The 15,775-nt window shown below is 65.2% G+C and carries 15 protein-coding genes, 2 pseudogenes and 1 riboswitch; of the genes and pseudogenes, 5 read left to right on the top strand and 12 right to left on the bottom strand.

All coding sequences use genetic code 11. The annotated features are described in order from the left end of the window. Positions 1-142 precede the first annotated feature (142 nt). Complete coding sequence (locus AWC16_RS05525; RefSeq protein WP_085263764.1) at positions 143-754, top strand: hypothetical protein; 612 nt, start codon at positions 143-145, stop codon at positions 752-754. Between the two features lie 165 nt (positions 755-919). Continuing rightward, positions 920-2,689, top strand: coding sequence for a PDDEXK family nuclease (locus AWC16_RS05520; RefSeq protein WP_085263763.1), 1,770 nt, complete (start codon positions 920-922; stop codon positions 2,687-2,689). 231 nt (positions 2,690-2,920) lie between these two features. Here the strand turns inward: AWC16_RS05520 and AWC16_RS24960 are convergent, their stop codons facing one another. From AWC16_RS24960 to AWC16_RS25505, 5 genes and pseudogenes are all read right to left on the bottom strand, one after another. Next, positions 2,921-3,280, bottom strand: coding sequence for a DUF732 domain-containing protein (locus AWC16_RS24960; RefSeq protein WP_234812144.1), 360 nt, complete (start codon positions 3,278-3,280; stop codon positions 2,921-2,923). A gap of 600 nt (positions 3,281-3,880) precedes the next feature. Then, positions 3,881-4,700: pseudogene (locus tag AWC16_RS05510) on the bottom strand (serine/threonine-protein kinase); the annotation flags it as partial. Between the two features lie 516 nt (positions 4,701-5,216). Further along, entirely contained in the window at positions 5,217-5,579 is a 363-nt protein-coding gene (locus AWC16_RS05505; protein ID WP_165759166.1) for a DUF732 domain-containing protein, read from the bottom strand. Between the two features lie 625 nt (positions 5,580-6,204). Next, the gene (locus tag AWC16_RS05500) at positions 6,205-6,501 is read right to left on the bottom strand and encodes a DUF732 domain-containing protein (RefSeq protein ID WP_165759165.1); all 297 of its coding nucleotides are present in this window, start codon (positions 6,499-6,501) and stop codon (positions 6,205-6,207) included. A 199-nt stretch (positions 6,502-6,700) separates the two neighbouring features. Next, positions 6,701-8,869, bottom strand: coding sequence for a PGRS repeat-containing protein (locus AWC16_RS25505; RefSeq protein ID WP_165759164.1), 2,169 nt, complete (start codon positions 8,867-8,869; stop codon positions 6,701-6,703). A gap of 80 nt (positions 8,870-8,949) precedes the next feature. Between AWC16_RS25505 and AWC16_RS05480 the strand changes: the two genes are divergently transcribed. Beyond that, positions 8,950-9,276: a helix-turn-helix domain-containing protein gene (locus AWC16_RS05480; RefSeq protein ID WP_409370658.1), complete on the top strand. Its 327-nt coding sequence runs from the start codon at positions 8,950-8,952 to the stop codon at positions 9,274-9,276. A 371-nt stretch (positions 9,277-9,647) separates the two neighbouring features. Here AWC16_RS05480 and AWC16_RS24235 read toward each other — a convergent pair whose 3' ends face one another. Together AWC16_RS24235 and AWC16_RS05475 are read right to left on the bottom strand one after the other, a co-directional pair. After that, positions 9,648-9,794: a hypothetical protein gene (locus AWC16_RS24235; RefSeq protein ID WP_165759163.1), complete on the bottom strand. Its 147-nt coding sequence runs from the start codon at positions 9,792-9,794 to the stop codon at positions 9,648-9,650. After that, entirely contained in the window at positions 9,784-10,245 is a 462-nt protein-coding gene (locus tag AWC16_RS05475; protein ID WP_207572263.1) for a hypothetical protein, read from the bottom strand. The genes AWC16_RS24235 and AWC16_RS05475 overlap by 11 nt, the downstream gene beginning before the upstream one ends. Further along, positions 10,202-10,313: riboswitch (SAM riboswitch) on the bottom strand. Its footprint overlaps the gene before it by 44 nt. A 451-nt stretch (positions 10,314-10,764) precedes the next feature. Here AWC16_RS05475 and AWC16_RS05470 point away from each other — a divergent pair. Next, on the top strand, positions 10,765-11,121 hold the full coding sequence (locus AWC16_RS05470) for a DUF732 domain-containing protein (protein WP_085263757.1): 357 nt from the start codon (positions 10,765-10,767) through the stop codon (positions 11,119-11,121). A gap of 151 nt (positions 11,122-11,272) precedes the next feature. On the opposite strand, the pseudogene AWC16_RS24950 reads toward AWC16_RS05470, so the two are convergent. Together AWC16_RS24950 and AWC16_RS05465 are read right to left on the bottom strand one after the other, a co-directional pair. After that, positions 11,273-11,446: pseudogene (locus AWC16_RS24950) on the bottom strand (transposase); the annotation flags it as partial. Positions 11,447-11,819: 373 nt separating this feature from the next. Continuing rightward, positions 11,820-12,932 carry a M24 family metallopeptidase gene (locus AWC16_RS05465; protein ID WP_085263756.1) on the bottom strand — a complete coding sequence of 371 codons (1,113 nt, stop codon included), beginning with the start codon at positions 12,930-12,932 and terminating at the stop codon, positions 11,820-11,822. Positions 12,933-12,965: 33 nt separating this feature from the next. Here AWC16_RS05465 and AWC16_RS05460 point away from each other — a divergent pair, with 33 nt between their 5' ends. Next, a complete protein-coding gene (locus AWC16_RS05460; RefSeq protein WP_085263755.1) occupies positions 12,966-13,643 on the top strand; it encodes a B-4DMT family transporter in 678 nt (225 codons plus the stop codon). Here AWC16_RS05460 and aroQ read toward each other — a convergent pair. From aroQ to AWC16_RS05445, 3 genes are read right to left on the bottom strand one after another with little or no spacing between them, the layout of a single operon-like run. Beyond that, positions 13,619-14,053: a type II 3-dehydroquinate dehydratase gene (aroQ, locus tag AWC16_RS05455; protein WP_085263754.1), complete on the bottom strand. Its 435-nt coding sequence runs from the start codon at positions 14,051-14,053 to the stop codon at positions 13,619-13,621. The two genes, AWC16_RS05460 and aroQ, sit on opposite strands and share 25 nt — an antisense overlap. Next, entirely contained in the window at positions 14,050-15,147 is a 1,098-nt protein-coding gene (gene aroB / locus AWC16_RS05450) for a 3-dehydroquinate synthase (RefSeq protein ID WP_085263895.1), read from the bottom strand. The genes aroQ and aroB overlap by 4 nt, the downstream gene beginning before the upstream one ends. Positions 15,148-15,152: 5 nt before the next feature. Continuing rightward, positions 15,153-15,773 carry a shikimate kinase gene (locus tag AWC16_RS05445; RefSeq protein ID WP_085263753.1) on the bottom strand — a complete coding sequence of 207 codons (621 nt, stop codon included), beginning with the start codon at positions 15,771-15,773 and terminating at the stop codon, positions 15,153-15,155. Between the last annotated feature and the right edge of the window lie 2 nt (positions 15,774-15,775).

Here is a 15,775-nt window from a genome sequence, read left to right as displayed (position 1 = left end):
GACCCCGAGTCGAAACAGTGCCCGTACTACTGGATCGGCATTCGAGGGCAAGGTCCTCAGGATCTGCGGTATCCCATCCAGTGCCTGACAGGCGGTGGGTACGGGGCGTCGTCTATTTGATCAGAGCCATTGGAGATGAACCATGACAGAAAACTCGGCTGAGAAGCGCGCCGCACGCAAGTATCAGGCTGAGCATCCAGGAACCACGTACCCCGAGGCGCTGCGTCGAGTTCGAGAGCTACGGGGAACGGCGGCCGCCGCCGAGAGGTATGACCTGGCCGATTATGCGCCGACTATCCAGGAAATGCTCGAGGCCGCCGTGGCGGGCGACCATCAACTCGTCGGTGTCGATTTGACGGTGAACGAGACCGGTGGATCGTTCGACGTTGATCTAGGACCCGAGATTGAAGAGGGCCCGGTTACTGTCGATGCAGTCGATGTCGATGTCAGTTCGCTCTGGTACGACGAGATGGAAGAGTTCGACGGCGGCACGTCCGTCGGGGAAGCCCACGTCGAAGCGAAGGTCACCTATTCGGTGTGCGTGTACAAGTCGACGTTGTATTCGGCACCGGACGACGTCAGGTGGGAGGTCGTTGACCACGACTGGAATGACCACTACGTCAGAGTTTCCGGGGAGTTCGAGGCTGAACTCGTATACCAGTACACCATCATCGATGGCTACGACCACGTCGACAGTCTGACGCTGGAAGACTTCGTACAGCTGAAGGATGTGTCGGCACCCCCGCTGAGCTGAACGCACCGGCACGGCGGGGCCCTGGCCCAAGGGGTTACCCCCGATCGCTTTCGAGACAGCACGCAACCCTGGATTGGCTTGGGCCGACAACGCCGACCGCAACCGACACGCCGTTGACCGACTGACCAAACTCTCGCCCTGCCGCGCGTACCGTCGAGGTTCGTCATGATCGACTGGAACACACTGGGTCAGCCTAACTTCGACCGCATCGTCGAGGCCCTGATCCGACACCGGTTCGGCGAGACGGTGCGCGCCGTCAACGGAATGGGCGGCGACGGAGGCATCGACGTCGAGATCCGGCCTGACGGCGGTGGTCTGTGGATTCTGCAGCTCAAGTACTTCCCCGACGGGTTTTCGTCAGTCCGGGGTGCGCGCCGCAAACAGATCGCGCGTTCCTTCCAAGCGGCGTCCAAGCACTCGCCCGCAAAGTGGACGCTGGTGGTGCCATGGAAGTGCACCAACTCCGAGCATAGGTTCGTCAAGAACCTAGGCGGCGGAAAAAGGCCACCCGTGATCACCATCATCGACCGGGACGAGTTGGATGCGTGGCTGGCTGACGCGCCACAGATCGAACGGTGGGCTCACCGTAACGTCACCAGTGAGCTACGGGAAATGGCGCGCGATTTCGGCCAGGAGACGGCCGCCCTGCTCGGCGGGATGCCAGATTTGGTTACCCGCGTGCACAGCCTGGGCCGACTTGCCGACGCCACAGACTTGGACTGGAAAGTTGCCTTCACCAGTGACGACGATGTCACCGCTCTGACCATCCGCCCCCGCCACCCCGACGCTGCAACCCGCAGCCCGATCCGTCTCATCGTCGAGACCGATCAACTCGACGAAGACCACCACCCCGAGCTGCAGGAGAACATCCTGCGCACTTTGGCCTACGCGCCTTCTGGCCGACTGCGCATTCCGGGTGAAGTCGTCCGATCGGTGCGCTTCGACGGGCCCGAGTTCATCACCGGCAACTACCCGCCCGGCACGGTCGAGATCGTCACCGAGCCCAGCGGCGCGGCCATAGGCCAGCGCCTCGAAGTCCGCGTCTTCCGGGATGACGACCTGATTGCTAGCTTCGAAGGCCGAATCACGCACGCCGCCCCGGGTGCGATCGGCGCCTCCATCGAAGTCTCCCTTTGTAGCGGAAATCTCGATATGCGTGTACGGCTGCCCTTTGAGGTCGATTCGCGCACCACTACCGCCTCGCCGGAGTTCCCAGCCCCAGGAATGGACTTGCGACTGAATTACGACGCGGCGGTTCGGCCAGCTCAAGCCGAAGAGGCACTCTCGACCTACCGCGTGCTTTACTTTGCGACCCGCCTGGAGTTTCGATTCAACGGTGACTTGCTCGCCGCCGTGCAGATCGGCAGTCCCCGATCTGCCAGCGACTATAACGAGGGCCTCCTCGCCATGGAACAGTTCGCCTACGACCTTGATGTCGTTCAACGCCACACTGGTCACTTCTTTGACATGCCCGACGAGCTACGTCCGGGTGACCGGGTCCGGATGCGCGTCGCCAGGCTGCTCATTGAGGGCTACGTCGTTGCGTCACCTCGTGCGCGGGTCTTGACATTGGGAATGACCGGAACGGATACCCCTGCAATTCGCGCTAGATTGCTGGAGCCGCAGCCACTCGTGTGGCCAGTCGGACCCCATACCGTCGAGGTAGCGGGCCGCGAACTCGTTATCGGTGACGTCTGCTGGGTACATCCGCAGGCAACTGCGATCAACGGTAATGAAGCGGTTGCAGCTCTCGATTCTGGCCAGGCCGAGGGCTTCGAGGTGCGCTTCCGGCCCGGTGATGATCCCTACTTCTACCTCACCCTCGCTAACCGGTCGCGCGAGGAGATTTCGCAACGTTACCTCGCCCTTTGGTCCTTGCACGGGGTCGACCAGCCCGGCGTCGTTGACGGCCAGGACTCTTTTGAACTTGCCTGAGGTCGTTGCACTCACATGCAGCGGCGTGCTCGGCCGTCCCTGCTCACCATTAGGCAGGTCTCGGAGCGGGCCGCAGATGACGGCTTCTCAGAAGACCAACGATCACCCATCTCATACGAGACCACTTTCAAGAATCGTCACCTGCTGATACGGCACGAAAACGACGCCGCGTTGTAGTCCTCTCGAAACTAAAGAATTGAGATGAACGCTCGGCGGCGACTGCATCGACGGCTACCGTCCGCTGTGTTGCGGGCAGTACGCCAGGATCGAGGTCTCCACGATGGCGGTCACCTTGGTCTTGTCGGGCTTGTCGGGGCGCTCTTCCTGCCCCTCGTAGGTGACATCGATGGTCTGCTGCTTCGAATGAGTGCCCAGGTAGGTGCAGACCTCGTGGCCCATCGTGATCGCGCCGGGACGATCTTTGATGGTGAGTCCGCGAGCTTTCAGCGTCTCGATGAAGAACTCGTCGGCCTCTGGCTGTGTTCGCTGGGTCGGAACGGGCCGCCGATCCGCTTCGCTTCCAGGCCTCTGTCGGGGGGCCGACGTGCTGCGCCGTGCAGCAGAACTTCTCGCGTCGCGGATGCCGTCCATGCACCCCTGCATGTAGTCGGCTGAGTCGATCTTGGGACCGAGGCCCTTTAACGCCAGGTCTTTTCGGCCATCCAGGCTGTCCTCGCATATTTCCTTGGGGCTCATGCCGTGCTTGTCTAGCAGTTCGTCCAAGAACTTCGGCTCCGACCCGTCTTGGTACCCGATGTTGTAGGAGTCTGAGTGGTCCGAAGGATGCATGTGAATGAGTACTGCGATCAACACCCATATCGCCCCGATTGCTGCCCCCGACGCCGCTAACCAACGGCCACGCTGAGAGGTCTGGCGTATATGCACCAGCTCAACGACTCCGAGCGCCATTCCTGTTAGTGCAACAGCGGTGAAGGCATAGAAGGCCCAGCCAAGTGGTACGCACCCGCCTCCGAGCCCCCCGATCAGTGCTAGGACCAAAGACCAGGTTGCCCAACGGCTTCGGCGCATCTCGATAAGTTGTTCGTCTAGTTCCTGCACCTGACCGACGGGTCCTTCTGACGCCGCGCCATCAAGCCTGGCCGAGGTTGGGGCAGCCTGGGTAGGCGCTTCGTGGAGTTCGGGTGTGGGAGCCGCGAGTGTTGCTGCCCCAGCGGCGGCGATTGTCGCGTGGCTGACGGGCGCTGGCAGAGCGGCCCGAGCTGCCTGAGCGAGGTCCCTGGTGGTGGGGTAGCGCTCGTCGGGGTCCTTGGCCATGCCGATGGCGATGACGCCGTCCATCGCAGGGGGCACGCTGTCCCGGATGGTCGACGGTCGTGGGGGCGGGTCGAACATGTGGCCTGTCGCGATCTGCTCCAGGCTCTCGCCGGGAAACGGCTGCTGTCCGGTCAAGGTCTGGTGCAATACGCAAGTCAGCGCGTAGACGTCGGCGCGGGCGTCGGCTGCGCCGGTTCGGAACCGCTCCGGGGCCATGTACGGCCACGTCCCGAGCGTCATGCCGGTGCTGGTCAGTCCGGTCTCCCCGGCGACCCGGGCGATCCCGAAGTCGATCAGGTAGGCGAAGTCGTCTTCGCCGACAAGGATGTTGGAGGGCTTGACGTCGCGATGGGCAAGGCCGATCCCGTGGGCGGCCTGTAGCGCTGATGCGATCTGCTCGATGAATGGCTACCGCACGGTCGGGGTCCAGTGGTCCCTGGGCGAGCAGGGCCTGAAGGTCACGGCCATCGACGAGACGCATCGCTACGAACAGACGGCCATCGATCTCGCCGAAGTCGTAGATCGGCACCACATGCGGCTCGTTGAGGCTGGCCGCCGCCTTCGCCTCCCGCAGGAAACGTTTCTGGAACCCGTCGTCACCGGCCAGATGTGCGGGTAGCACTTTGACGGCCACGGTGCGTTCGGTGATCGTGTCGAAGGCTCGCCAGACCTCTCCCATGCCGCCACGGCCCAGAACTTCGACCAGCTGGTAGCGCCCGAACGGTGTGCCTTCCATGCGGTTCCCTTCTCAGTGGTGGCTCATCGCAAGTCGAGTGTCGGATGTTCGTATGTCAGGGAGCTTGGTGCGCTGCGCGCTGCTTCCGGTGATGGGACATCATTCATATCCAAGGTCTTTGAGTCCGGCCAGGCACCCCGCGACGATGTCCTCGCGGTTTAGCCCTCCGCCGTATTCCGTACCCCAGCGGCCAACGGCGGCACATGCGAACTTAGGGGCATTGCCCTTTCCGGCCAGCTCCTTGCCCCAGTCGTGGGCATGCTCATACCCGTATCGCCATGACTCGTTGTGCCCGGTAACGCTTGTGCACCCGGCGACTTGCGATGCGAGGGCAAGCGACGCAACAGCCACCATCAAGATTCGGTACCGCTGTCGTCGTTGTCCCGTCATCGGCCCTCCCTCGTCGTGATTAGGGGAGGGCTCGGCGAGTTGCCCCTCCGTGCGGTCCCTTCCAAGTGGCATCGTTCGCCCGCAGCCTAGGAGCGCAGGGTGACAGACTTGCTGGCGCTCAGCGATTTAGATCGGCCCGGTCTTGGCGTTGTGCGCTGGACAGTATGAAGAAGTCGCGCCCTTGACGATCCAGGTTGCGTTGTAGCTGGGGTTGCGAACACCCCACATGTTCAGCTTCCCGACTACGGCTCCGGTAACGGTGGGTGAGTCCTTGCCCTGGTCGAACAAGTTGCAGACCAGGTGGCCGGTGGCGATCAGCTCACCCCGGTTGTAGTCCTTGACGTCGAAACCTGTATCCCTCAGGTAAGACAGGCCATTGAGGAATTTCGAATCGGCATTGTCGGCCAACGCGGGAGTGGCCGGGCCAACCAAAATCGCTCCGGCTGCTAGCACTCCAGCCAAGACGGTGGCGAACTTCCTGGTTCTCATTCGGTTCCCTTCTGTGGGGCGAAACGTGGGTCTGCTGCATCGCCGGGGCGCTATGGCCGGTGTCATCACACGGACAAACTCGGGCAAGTACACCTGCCTATTCACCGGCTACGTCTGGTGACTCCACCTATGTGGAGTGGCTGGGAACCGGTGGTGATGCCAGTTCTGCGAGGTGTCGGGGACTGTGATTCCTTGACTGTGCTCGTGTCATGTCAGTTGGGCAGGTTGTCGGTGTTCTCGTACCAGCGGCCGATGTCGTTGCATAGCAGCGGTAGACCCTCCGGAGACTGCGCGATCCCCTGACTTTTGCCGCAGTAGGTTCCAGGGTCGCGGACTCCGATCAGTGGTGGCACGGCCGTCCAGTGCCCTTGTGACGGGTTGTAGATGTCGGCCAGGCAGAGGTAGGCCTCTCCGAATCTGCCCAGGCCGAAAGGGAAATGACGGCGGGGGGCGCAGGACGCTCCCTTGGCTGCTCCGCTGCGGATATTCGGTGCGCAGCTTGGCCCGTCACATGGCGTTGCCGACGCGCCTGGTGCAGGTGCCGTGACCGCTGCAGCGATGGCAGCGCACGCCGCCGCAAACCGTGTCATCGCAACCAGGTACGGGCGACGCGTTGGTTTGGCGGTCACGGGTAGCCGACCTCTGGGCAAAGGTTGTCGACGGCCACGTGGACGACAGATCCGACTTCCGCACTGCTGAAGCGGCGGGAGCCGCCGTCTTCGAGGGTGTCCCAGATGATCCCCTTGGCGTCGTCGGATGAGCCCCCGCTCCGTCTAACCTGGCACGCTTGGTGCCCCGCCTTGAGTACCACGTCGTCGGTTGGCCTGGGGCGCAGCAAGTACTGGTCGACCGCCGCCAGGTACTGCTGTTCGCCCGGACCGCTGGCGAACGGTTCGGCGGTTGCGGACGCTGCTGCCGCCACAGTGAGGCCACCTACCGCGAGCAGGATGCAGACCCCGGTTCTGAGTCGATCTCGAAGATGGGAGTCAGTGCGCCCGGTGGTCGGTGCGCAGGTCTGTGTAAGCCCGACCATTGATCCCAAAACCGCTGCCCCACGCCTGATTTTCTTCACTTCCGTTCTCCCTGCTTGGTCGATGCGAACTGGTCACCAGCTGACGCGGCTATCGCTCCCCTGGACTGTTACCGTCCGGTCCGTCTGCACCATCAACACCCGCTGGTGTGCCGATGCCGCCTTCACCACCGCTGCCGCCACTACCGCCAGCGCCGTCCCCGATAGCATCGCCGCCCGCGCCGCCATTGCCGCCGCCGCCACCTGCGGCCTGCTGACCGCCGGGGGTGAGCCCGCCGTCACCACCTTGGCCGCCGTTGCCGCCGTCACCGGCTGCGCCATCGTGGCCAGCTATCTGGCCGTGCCCTGCCGCAGCACCCTGCCCGCCGACACCGCCATCACCACCACGGCCTCCCTCGGTAGGACTCGTCGCATGATCGGTACCGTTAGCACCCCTGCCGCCGTCACCGCCGGACCCACCGTTGCCGCCATTGCCTGCCACGTGACCGTCTCCGCCGACGCCACCCGCCCCACCGGAACCTCCGTTTCCGCCATCGCGGCTGCTGAACCACGGGGAGGCTGCGCCTTGTTCATAACCCTGCGTGCCGGGCGATCCTGCGCCCCCATCACCGCCACGACCGCCGTTACCGTCCCACGCACGGGTGATGCCGTCGACTTCCAGGCCGCCACGGCCCCCGTTCCCTCCCCCGCCGCCATCTCCGGCTGCAAAACCACCGAAGGCCGTAGGAGGTGATGACTGACCATCTACCCCAGCGCCGCCATTGCCGCCGTTACCGCCCCGACCGGCGATGCCGTTGATTCCATCAGCAGCGCGGATACCACCGAGGCCCTTGCCGCCCGCGCCTCCTGCACCGGCGTTGCCTCCATTGCCACCGCCTTGACCCGCGTAGCCATCCGGGTGGTTCTCCCCGCCGATCACGTTAAAGCCGGTGGAGTGCCCGTCAGCACCGTCTGCTCCGTGACCGCCGACGCCACCATCACCGCCGTTGCCGCCTTCTCCGCCCTCACCGAGATCACCTGATCTGCCGTCACTGGCGAGCAGTCCGCCCCGGCCGCCGCCTCCGCCTAGACCCCCGTTGCCGCCGTTTCCTCCGTTACCGCCGTTGGTCCCGTCCCCGGCTACTGCGCCTGGTTGAGAAAGTCCGGCTGCGCCGTCGGCTCCGTCTCCGCCGCGACCACCCGTACCCCCGTCACCGCCGTGACCACCGGCACCGAAAAGCTGGCCGCCAGCACCGCCGACACCACCAGCGCCGCCGTCTCCGCCAGCACTGCCCGAGCCGCCATGAACACCACCTACGGCCCCGTCGACAACTGCAGCGTTTGCACCGGCCCCTCCGCTGCCCCCCTTGCCGCCCTCGCCGCCAGCACCGAACAGCAGTCCGCCCGCACCGCCAGCACCACCCGCGCCGCCATCGCCACCGAGACCAGCGTGAACGCCCAGAACACCGGCACCGCCATTACCGCCGTTACCACCACTGCCGCCGTTGCCGAAGAACACGCCGCCGCTACCACCAGCGCCGCCCGCTCCGCCGTTGCCGCCGAACTGGCCATCACCGCCGTTGGTGCCGTTACCGCCGTTGCCGAACAGGAAGGCGGCGTTGCCACCCTCGCCGGGCGTGCCGTTCACCGGGGCCGGAAGCGCAAAGGTGGTGAATCCACCGGCTTCACCGTCGGTGGCGCTCCCGGCGTTTCCGCCGTTGCCGAAGAACCATCCGGCGTTGCCGCCGCTGCCGCTGTAGCCGTAGCCGTTACCGCCATCGCCGAACAACCATCCAGCGTTGCCGCCATCAGGGTTGGCGGCTGTGCCGTCAGCGCCGTCACCGATCAGGTACTGCCCCGATATCGAGTTGACGAAGTTGGCGAATGCTTGGCCGCCGGAGCTGTCGATCCAGGTGTCGATGGAGGTATGCAGCGGGGTGTAGAAGAACTCGTTGAACAGGACTGCTCCGAAGCCGGGGTCGTCCAAGTTCAGAAGTAGGGCATCCCAGTTGTCTTGCAAGAGCAGGGCATCCCACGCCGAGCCGAGCACCTCGGCGTCGGCCCACGTCGAGGACTCGAACAACGACGCCACCGTATCGATGATCACGTCACCAACTTCGGCCCGTGCGGCGGGCACAGTGGTCAACGGCGTCACCCCGAACGCCAGGAACGCACCGACGGCGGTACCGACGCCCAGTGCGCGACGGCGACCGGTTTTGCCATCGTAAGAGCGAGTCTTGTCGGCGCGTCGACCCGGCTCCACGGAACGGCGATGAGCCATCAATCTGTCCCCCTTTTGAGGCATCAAGGGATTTCTCAGGTTGTCCCCAGGTGTCCGTTCACGTTACAGGCCGTTTACGCATGGGTGCAATCGACATGAGTGTATTGCGCTCTGGCCGATTCCGCGCGGGCCGTATGTCGTTGGACACCGTGCCCGACGACCAGCCCAAGCCAGCCCTCAACCAGACCACCCGCCTTTTCGGGGAACGGGTCCGCGACCGCCGCATGGCACTGGGCCTCAGCCAAGAGGCCGCTGCTGTCCGCTGCGGCGTTCACTGGACTCAATTTGGAAAAGTGGAACGGGGCCAGCGCAGCCTGCGCCTAGAAACGATCGTCAAGATCGCCGCAGGTCTCGAAATCGATGCCGGGGAGCTGGTAAGTAACCTGCCCATGCCGCCACAACCCTGACCCCTGGGGACGTGACCACGCCTATCGCGGCCCGATCGAGGAACACATCGCCGACCACTTGAGTCCCTGCGGGTCGTGGACGTTCATGCGATCGAAGCGGTCGTTGTCAGCACGCAGCTTGGCGATGTGTTCTGGGTCGACAGTGGCGGGCCAGTACCCCAGCTCCTCGGCAAGCCTGCGGAGCTCATCCTTTGTCGAGCTTGCCGGGTTTCCTATTGAGGTCAAGATGGGTTGACCTACCACCAGAAGGGTCGGTCTCCAGGTCACGCAGACGCTTCCTCTCCGCGTGCCGGGCGGCCTGGTCGCCCTGTCGCGAGTAGATCGACTGGTGCCACTCTTTGACAGGTTGTGGCTCACCGATCCAGCCGCGTTCAGCGCTCATCGGCCTCGGCTCCGACGGTATCGGAGACGACCGCATCCACCCGGGCGTCGAAGTCTCCACCTTCACGGGGCATCTCAAGGCTCAGTTCAGATCCCTCGACCAGGTGATCTCGACGTTGAGTGCCATCACTCGACACCGTCGCCACCTCCCTCGGCAACTTCCACAAGCAGTCCGCGTCCGACCATGTCCGAGAACCATTCATGAAGTATCTGGCGACGACGAGGATCACCACCGGACATCTCCTCGACGTATAGGCGCTCCAACTCCGCGATCGCGAACTCCTGGCCGTCTACAGTGCGCCGATAGAGGAGATCGTCGCCATCGAGATCGTCGTAGATACCCACAAGGCCGCACTCGATCACATACTCGCGAATCGCAGCATCGCCGTACATGCGGTATTCGCGTTTGAGCAGGGTGTCGTCGTCGAGTGCCTCAATCTCCGAAGCCAGCGACGCGAGCAGTTCCTGGTCGCGCCAAATTGTCCCAGTGCTGGTTTCCCTGTACAGGGTCACAACGCCTCCGCTACCACAGGCCCCTGCCGAAGGGCCGCTCTTGCCGACACCGGTTGGTGTGGGCCGCTTCGTCATCCGAGCCACCCACGAGCGTGGGGTTGGCGTGCCATCAAGTCGGAGCTTGGCGACGGCAACTCATGAAGCCCCTCCAGAATATCGCGGTGCGTCGACAGGTCAGGTGGCAATCGAGAGGAATTAGGAAACAGGAAGATCCGGCCGACAACGGCCGGGGGGTTCGGATGGTGGCAAGTAGCGCAATCGGAGAGTGAGATCCAAACCGCCGTCACTTGCTACTTGTTGCTGCGTCTCGGTAGGCCCACTATAGGGGCCGCATCGCTCAGAATTCCTTGCTCTGCAGGGACTTTTGGTAGGTAAGCGCGTGCCATCAACGTCAACCAGTTGGTACTTCGCTGTGCCCCGATCGGTACACCCGAGCATCCGCTTCCGAACGGGCCGCCGCCGAGGCGCGCGGGCTGAACTTGACTAGATCCGAAGTCCGCCACTCCACGGGACGATATCGTGAGCGAAACCCATGGGTGAACCCGCCAACGCGTCACATCCTCAAACCACGACCACAAGAAAAGGAGAGGTGGGATGAAACTACTCATCGCCGCTCTTGCGGCAAGCATCGCAGCGGCACCGATTGCTAGTGCTGATGACCAATCACTCCTCGACCGTAACCAATCATTTCTCGACCGGGCTCACGAGCTTGGCGTGCCAAGTCAGTACGGCTTCCTTGGGCGTGCGGATGACAACTCCACTCTTTATCGAGGATTGGAGATTTGCCGCAACCTCAGAGACGGCATGACCCTTGAGCAGATGGAACCGAAGCCGTCTGGTAGCCCGATCCTCGACGCTTCTCCGATGTTCTATTGGGAGATTGCTCAGGCGGCACAGCAGAAAATTTGCCCTGACACCCTTGGTGTGCCCAGTGAAAGACCGAATACCTAGCTAGCCTCGACGTTTCATGCCGGGGTTGTGGTGTGGCTGAGCAACTTGGGATTGCCGTTTTCGGGGGTCGGCCTGTGGCGGGTCGCCCGATGACGTCGGGTGGCGCTGGGGTCCTTGGTCTTTCAGCTCGCAGGGGCAATCGTTTCGGTCGTCAAGTCGGTGTGGGTAGGGCGTTGAGCCTGGTCACGGCATCAGCGAGGAGTTGGGCCCAAGGGCTGCGGGAGGCCAGGCGCAGATGAGTTCGTTAGGCGTGGCGGCTGATTCGTGCGGCGGTGGAAAACAGTCGCAGGCGCAGTCGTTTCGGTTCCCAGCACCGGGCGGAGTGCCCGGGCAGTCACAACGAATTACCGTGAAAGCGCGAGGCTAAGTCACGTCGTCGGTCTAGACGGCTCAGGATCGCCTCCGCCCTGCCCAAGGGGGTTCCCCTTCCCGTGATTGTTCACCAGGAGTCCGCTCAGGCATCAGCAATCGGCCACCAGAGTGCGCTCTCCCCCACTCCCCAAGCTCAGCATCGCCTGGCGGTGTACCTGAGTCTCGGCGCGCCTTCGCCCTTAGATCGTCGCCCCAAGTGGGCCGGTTCGGCGGTGGCCACGGTAGGTCACTTCCTCGGCCTCACCACGGTTAGCTGATCCCTAAGATAATTACCCGCACAGTGTTGGCCCGCGACCTCGTTTTACCTGGTCAGAGCACAGCGCTACCTAATCCAGAATGGTCAGTTCCTTGGGGAACCGAGTCAGCAATTCCGGGGCTTGCCCGGGGGTATCCGCGACCACGAGCGTGTCCTCGATGCGGACGCCGCCACGATCAGCCAGATAGACGCCGGGCTCCACGGTCACCACAGCACCGGCAAGCAGTGTACCGTCGGCCGCCGCGTTGATTCCCGGCGCTTCGTGAATCCGCAGGCCCACCCCGTGGCCGAGGCCGTGTCCGAAGGTGTCGCCGTACCCGGCCTCGGCGATCACGGTGCGCGCGGCGGCGTCGACCTCGCATAACCCCGCGCCGGGCTGCAGCGCGTGGCGCCCGGCCCGCTGGGCGGCCGCGACCACCTGGTAGATCTCCCGCTGCCAGTCGGCCGGCGGCCCCAGTACGAAGGTTCGGGTCATATCGGAGTGGTAGCCGGCCACCAGCGCGCCGAAGTCGATCTTGACGAAGTCGCCGTCGGCCAGCACCGCGTCGGTGGGCCGGTGATGCGGGATCGCCGAGTTGGGCCCCGCCGCCACGATCGTCTCGAAAGATGCGGCGTCGGCGCCGTGATCGAGCATCAGGGCTTCCAGTTGCCGGCCGACCTCACGTTCGGTGCGGCCCGGCCGCAGGCCACCGCGTGCCACTAGATCACTCAGGGCGGCGTCGGCCGCCTCGCAGGCCAGCCGCAGCAGGGCGACTTCGCCGGCGTCTTTGACCTCGCGCAGCGCCTCCACCGTGCCCGAGGCGCGGACCAGCTCGGCTCGCCCGTTCGCTCGTCCGGTCTCTAGGGCCGCCGACAGCGCGTCGAACCCGTCCACGGTGACCACGTGGGCCTCGAACCCCACCCGGTGCGCCCCGGCCGCCGCGGCCTCCGTGACCAGATGACACGCCCCGGCGCGCTCAATGGCAATCTGCAGGTCGGGGGCCTGCCGGGCGGCCTGGGTGCGATATCGCCCATCCGTCGCCAGCACGGCCGGCCGGCCGTCCGCGTAGACCAGCAGGGCCCCGGCCGAACCGGTGAATCCGGACAGATAGCGCACGTTGACCAGGTCGGTGACCAGCATCGCGTCCAGCTCGGCGGCGTGCATTTCGGCACTCAGACGCGCCCTACGGGAGGAATGTGTCACGCGGTGTGACGGTACTCGCTACGCTGTGGCCCCATGAGCAAGTGGTTTCTGCGGGGTTTGGTCTTCGCTGCACTGATGGTCGTGGTCCGCCTTATCCAGGGGGTGCTGATCAACGCCTTCGAGTCGAAAGCGAGCCTGATCAGCCTGACGCTGATGATCTTGTTCGCGATCGGCGTGATGGTGTGGGGCTACGCCGACGGCCGCGCGGACGCCAAGGCCCATCCCGACCCGGACCGGCGCGATGACCTCGCCATGACCTGGCTGGGTGCCGGGCTGGCCGCGGGCCTGCTCAGCGGCCTGGTCTCCTGGATCATCGGCCAGTTCGACAAGGCGCTCTACATCAGCACCTTCTTCAACGAGCTGACCAGCTTCGCGGCCTTCACCGCGCTGCTGGTCTTCGTGACGGGGGTGGCCGCGGTCACGCTCGGGCGCCGCCGCATCGACAAGGACTACGAGAAGCTGCCGGTGCGCCACCACGGCCTGGCCGCCGAAGGCCAGCCGGCAACCGATGTGTTCGCCACCGTGGGCGCCCCGCCGGCCACCGAAGCCGAGTCCGCCGCCCAGGCCGAGGCGGCCACCCAGACCGAAGCCGGCGCTACCCTGGGCGCCCCGGCCGCAGGTTTCACCACCGAGGAGTACCCGGCCGACGCGACCACCGAGATCCCGGCGGTCGAGGACCCCGAAACTCAGCCCGGCGACTCGGCCAGGTAGCGCAGCGCCAGCAGATACCCGCGCACCCCGAGGCCGACGATCACCCCGCTGGCGATCGGGCTCAGGTAGGAGTGCCGCCGAAAGTCTTCCCGGGCATGCACATTGGAGATGTGGACTTCGATGAGCGGCGCGGGCAACTCGGCGCAGGCGTCGCGCAGCGCCACTGAGGTGTGGGTCAGGCCACCCGCGTTGAGGATCACCGGCTCGGCGGCGTCGGCGGCCTGATGAATCCACTCCAGCAGCTCGGCTTCGCTGTCGCTCTGGCGCACCACGACGTCGACACCCAGCTCGCTCGCCTCACGCTCGATCAGCGCCTTCAGGTCCGCGTAGCTGGTGCTGCCGTAGACATCCGGCTCACGCCGGCCCAGACGCTGAAGGTTCGGGCCGTTGATGACGTTGATCCGGTTCATCGTCGCTCCAATCGGAATCGCCGACCCACCTCGTCGTAGGCGGCCGCCAGCAGCATCGGGTCGGGTCCTTCCAGCCGGCCCGGCTTGGCCAGCCCGTCGAGCACCACGAACCGCAGCACGCCGGCCCGGGTCTTCTTGTCCCCCATCATGTATTCCAGCAACGCGGGCAGGGCGTCCTCGTAGTAGCTGACCGGCAGGCCGAGCGACAACAGAATCGAGCGGTGCCGGTCGGCGGTCGCGTCGTCGAGGCGTCCGGTGATGCGGGCCAGCTCCGCGGCGAAGACCAGCCCGACCGATACCGCGTCGCCGTGACGCCACTGGTAGTGCTCCAACGCCTCGATCGCGTGCGCGAGAGTGTGGCCGTAGTTGAGGATTTCGCGCAGGTCCGACTCTTTCTCGTCGGCGGCGACCACTTCGGCCTTGACGGTGATGGCACGCCGGATCAGCTCGCCGAGCACCTCACCCGCCGGGTCCATCGCGGCTTCCGGATCGGCTTCGATCAGGTCCAGGATCACCGGATCGGCGATGAAGCCGGCTTTGACGATCTCCGGCATGCCGGCGACGATCTCACGCTGCGGCAACGTCTCCAGCGTGGCCAGGTCTACGACCACCGCGGCGGGCTGGTGGAACGCGCCGACCAGGTTCTTGCCGGCCTCGGTGTTGATGCCGGTCTTGCCGCCGACCGCGGCGTCGACCATCGCCAGCAAGGTGGTGGGCACGTGCACGATCGAGATGCCGCGCAACCAGGTGGCCGCGGCAAACCCCGCCACGTCGGTGGCGGCACCCCCGCCGAGACTGACCAGCGCGTCGCGGCGATCCAGCCCGATACGTCCCAGCACATCCCAGATGAAGCCGAGCACCTGCAGCGATTTGCCGTCCTCGGCATCCGGGATTTCGATGCGGTGCGCCTCGATACCCTTGTCGGACAGGAAGGTTCGGATTCCCTCGGCAGTCGCCTCCAGCGTCGGCTGGTGCAGGATCGCGACCTTGTTGCGGCCGGCGAGCAACCCGGCGAGATCTCCGAGCAGGCCTTTGCCGATCACCACCGGGTAGGGCGGGTCGGTGGCCACCGTCACGGTGATCGGCTCGGGAATGTCGGTCACTTGCGTCCTCCGGTCTGTCGTGCGGCCAAGGTGGCGGGTGTGGGCGGCGAACCCGCGGGTGGCGATGCAGCCGGCTGCTGCGCTGACCCGGCGGCGCGGCCGGCCGATGCGGTGGCCTCCAGCCGGGACACGATATAGCGCACCACCGCCCCCGGGTTACGCCGGTTGGTGTTGACTCGAATCGTCGCCAGCCGCCGGTACAGCGGCACCCGCTGCGACATCAGCTCACGAAACTTCTCGGCCCGGCCGGGGCCGGCCAGCAGCGGCCGTACCGTACTGCCACCGGTGCGCCGGATCCCCTCGGCCGCGCTGATCTCGAGGAACACCACCGTGTGCCCGGCCAGCGCTTCCCGCACCCCGGGTGTGGTGACGGCTCCCCCACCCAGCGACAGCACCCCCTGATGGTCGGCCAGCGCCCCGCGGATCACCTCTTCCTCGATACGGCGGAACTCCTGCTCGCCGTCGGTGGCGAAGATGTCGGCGATACTGCGGCCGGTTTTGGCCTCGATGGCGGCATCGGTGTCCAGCATCTCGACACCGAGGGCCTTGGCCAGGCGCCGCCCGATGGTGGACTTGCCCGCCCCGGGCAACCCCACCAGAACCGCTCGGGGCGCCACCG

Source organism: Mycolicibacter longobardus (assembly GCF_002102265.1).
In the GTDB taxonomy this organism is placed as follows: domain Bacteria; phylum Actinomycetota; class Actinomycetes; order Mycobacteriales; family Mycobacteriaceae; genus Mycobacterium; species Mycobacterium longobardum.
This window is presented reverse-complemented; position numbering and strand designations above follow the sequence as displayed.

Bases quoted from the DNA above. Each gene is read 5' to 3' on its own strand.
- AWC16_RS05480 (WP_409370658.1), top strand. From the start codon at position 8,950: ATGGGTGCAATCGACATGAGTGTATTGCGCTCTGGCCGATTCCGCGCG.
- AWC16_RS05460 (WP_085263755.1), top strand. From the start codon at position 12,966: ATGAGCAAGTGGTTTCTGCGGGGTTTGGTCTTCGCTGCACTGATGGTC.
- aroQ (WP_085263754.1), bottom strand. From the start codon at position 14,053: ATGAACCGGATCAACGTCATCAACGGCCCGAACCTTCAGCGTCTGGGC.
- AWC16_RS05470 (WP_085263757.1), top strand. From the start codon at position 10,765: ATGAAACTACTCATCGCCGCTCTTGCGGCAAGCATCGCAGCGGCACCG.
- AWC16_RS25505 (WP_165759164.1), bottom strand. From the start codon at position 8,869: ATGGCTCATCGCCGTTCCGTGGAGCCGGGTCGACGCGCCGACAAGACT.
- AWC16_RS05520 (WP_085263763.1), top strand. From the start codon at position 920: ATGATCGACTGGAACACACTGGGTCAGCCTAACTTCGACCGCATCGTC.
- AWC16_RS05475 (WP_207572263.1), bottom strand. From the start codon at position 10,245: ATGACGAAGCGGCCCACACCAACCGGTGTCGGCAAGAGCGGCCCTTCG.
- AWC16_RS05505 (WP_165759166.1), bottom strand. From the start codon at position 5,579: ATGAGAACCAGGAAGTTCGCCACCGTCTTGGCTGGAGTGCTAGCAGCC.
- AWC16_RS24960 (WP_234812144.1), bottom strand. From the start codon at position 3,280: ATGGACGGCATCCGCGACGCGAGAAGTTCTGCTGCACGGCGCAGCACG.
- AWC16_RS05525 (WP_085263764.1), top strand. From the start codon at position 143: ATGACAGAAAACTCGGCTGAGAAGCGCGCCGCACGCAAGTATCAGGCT.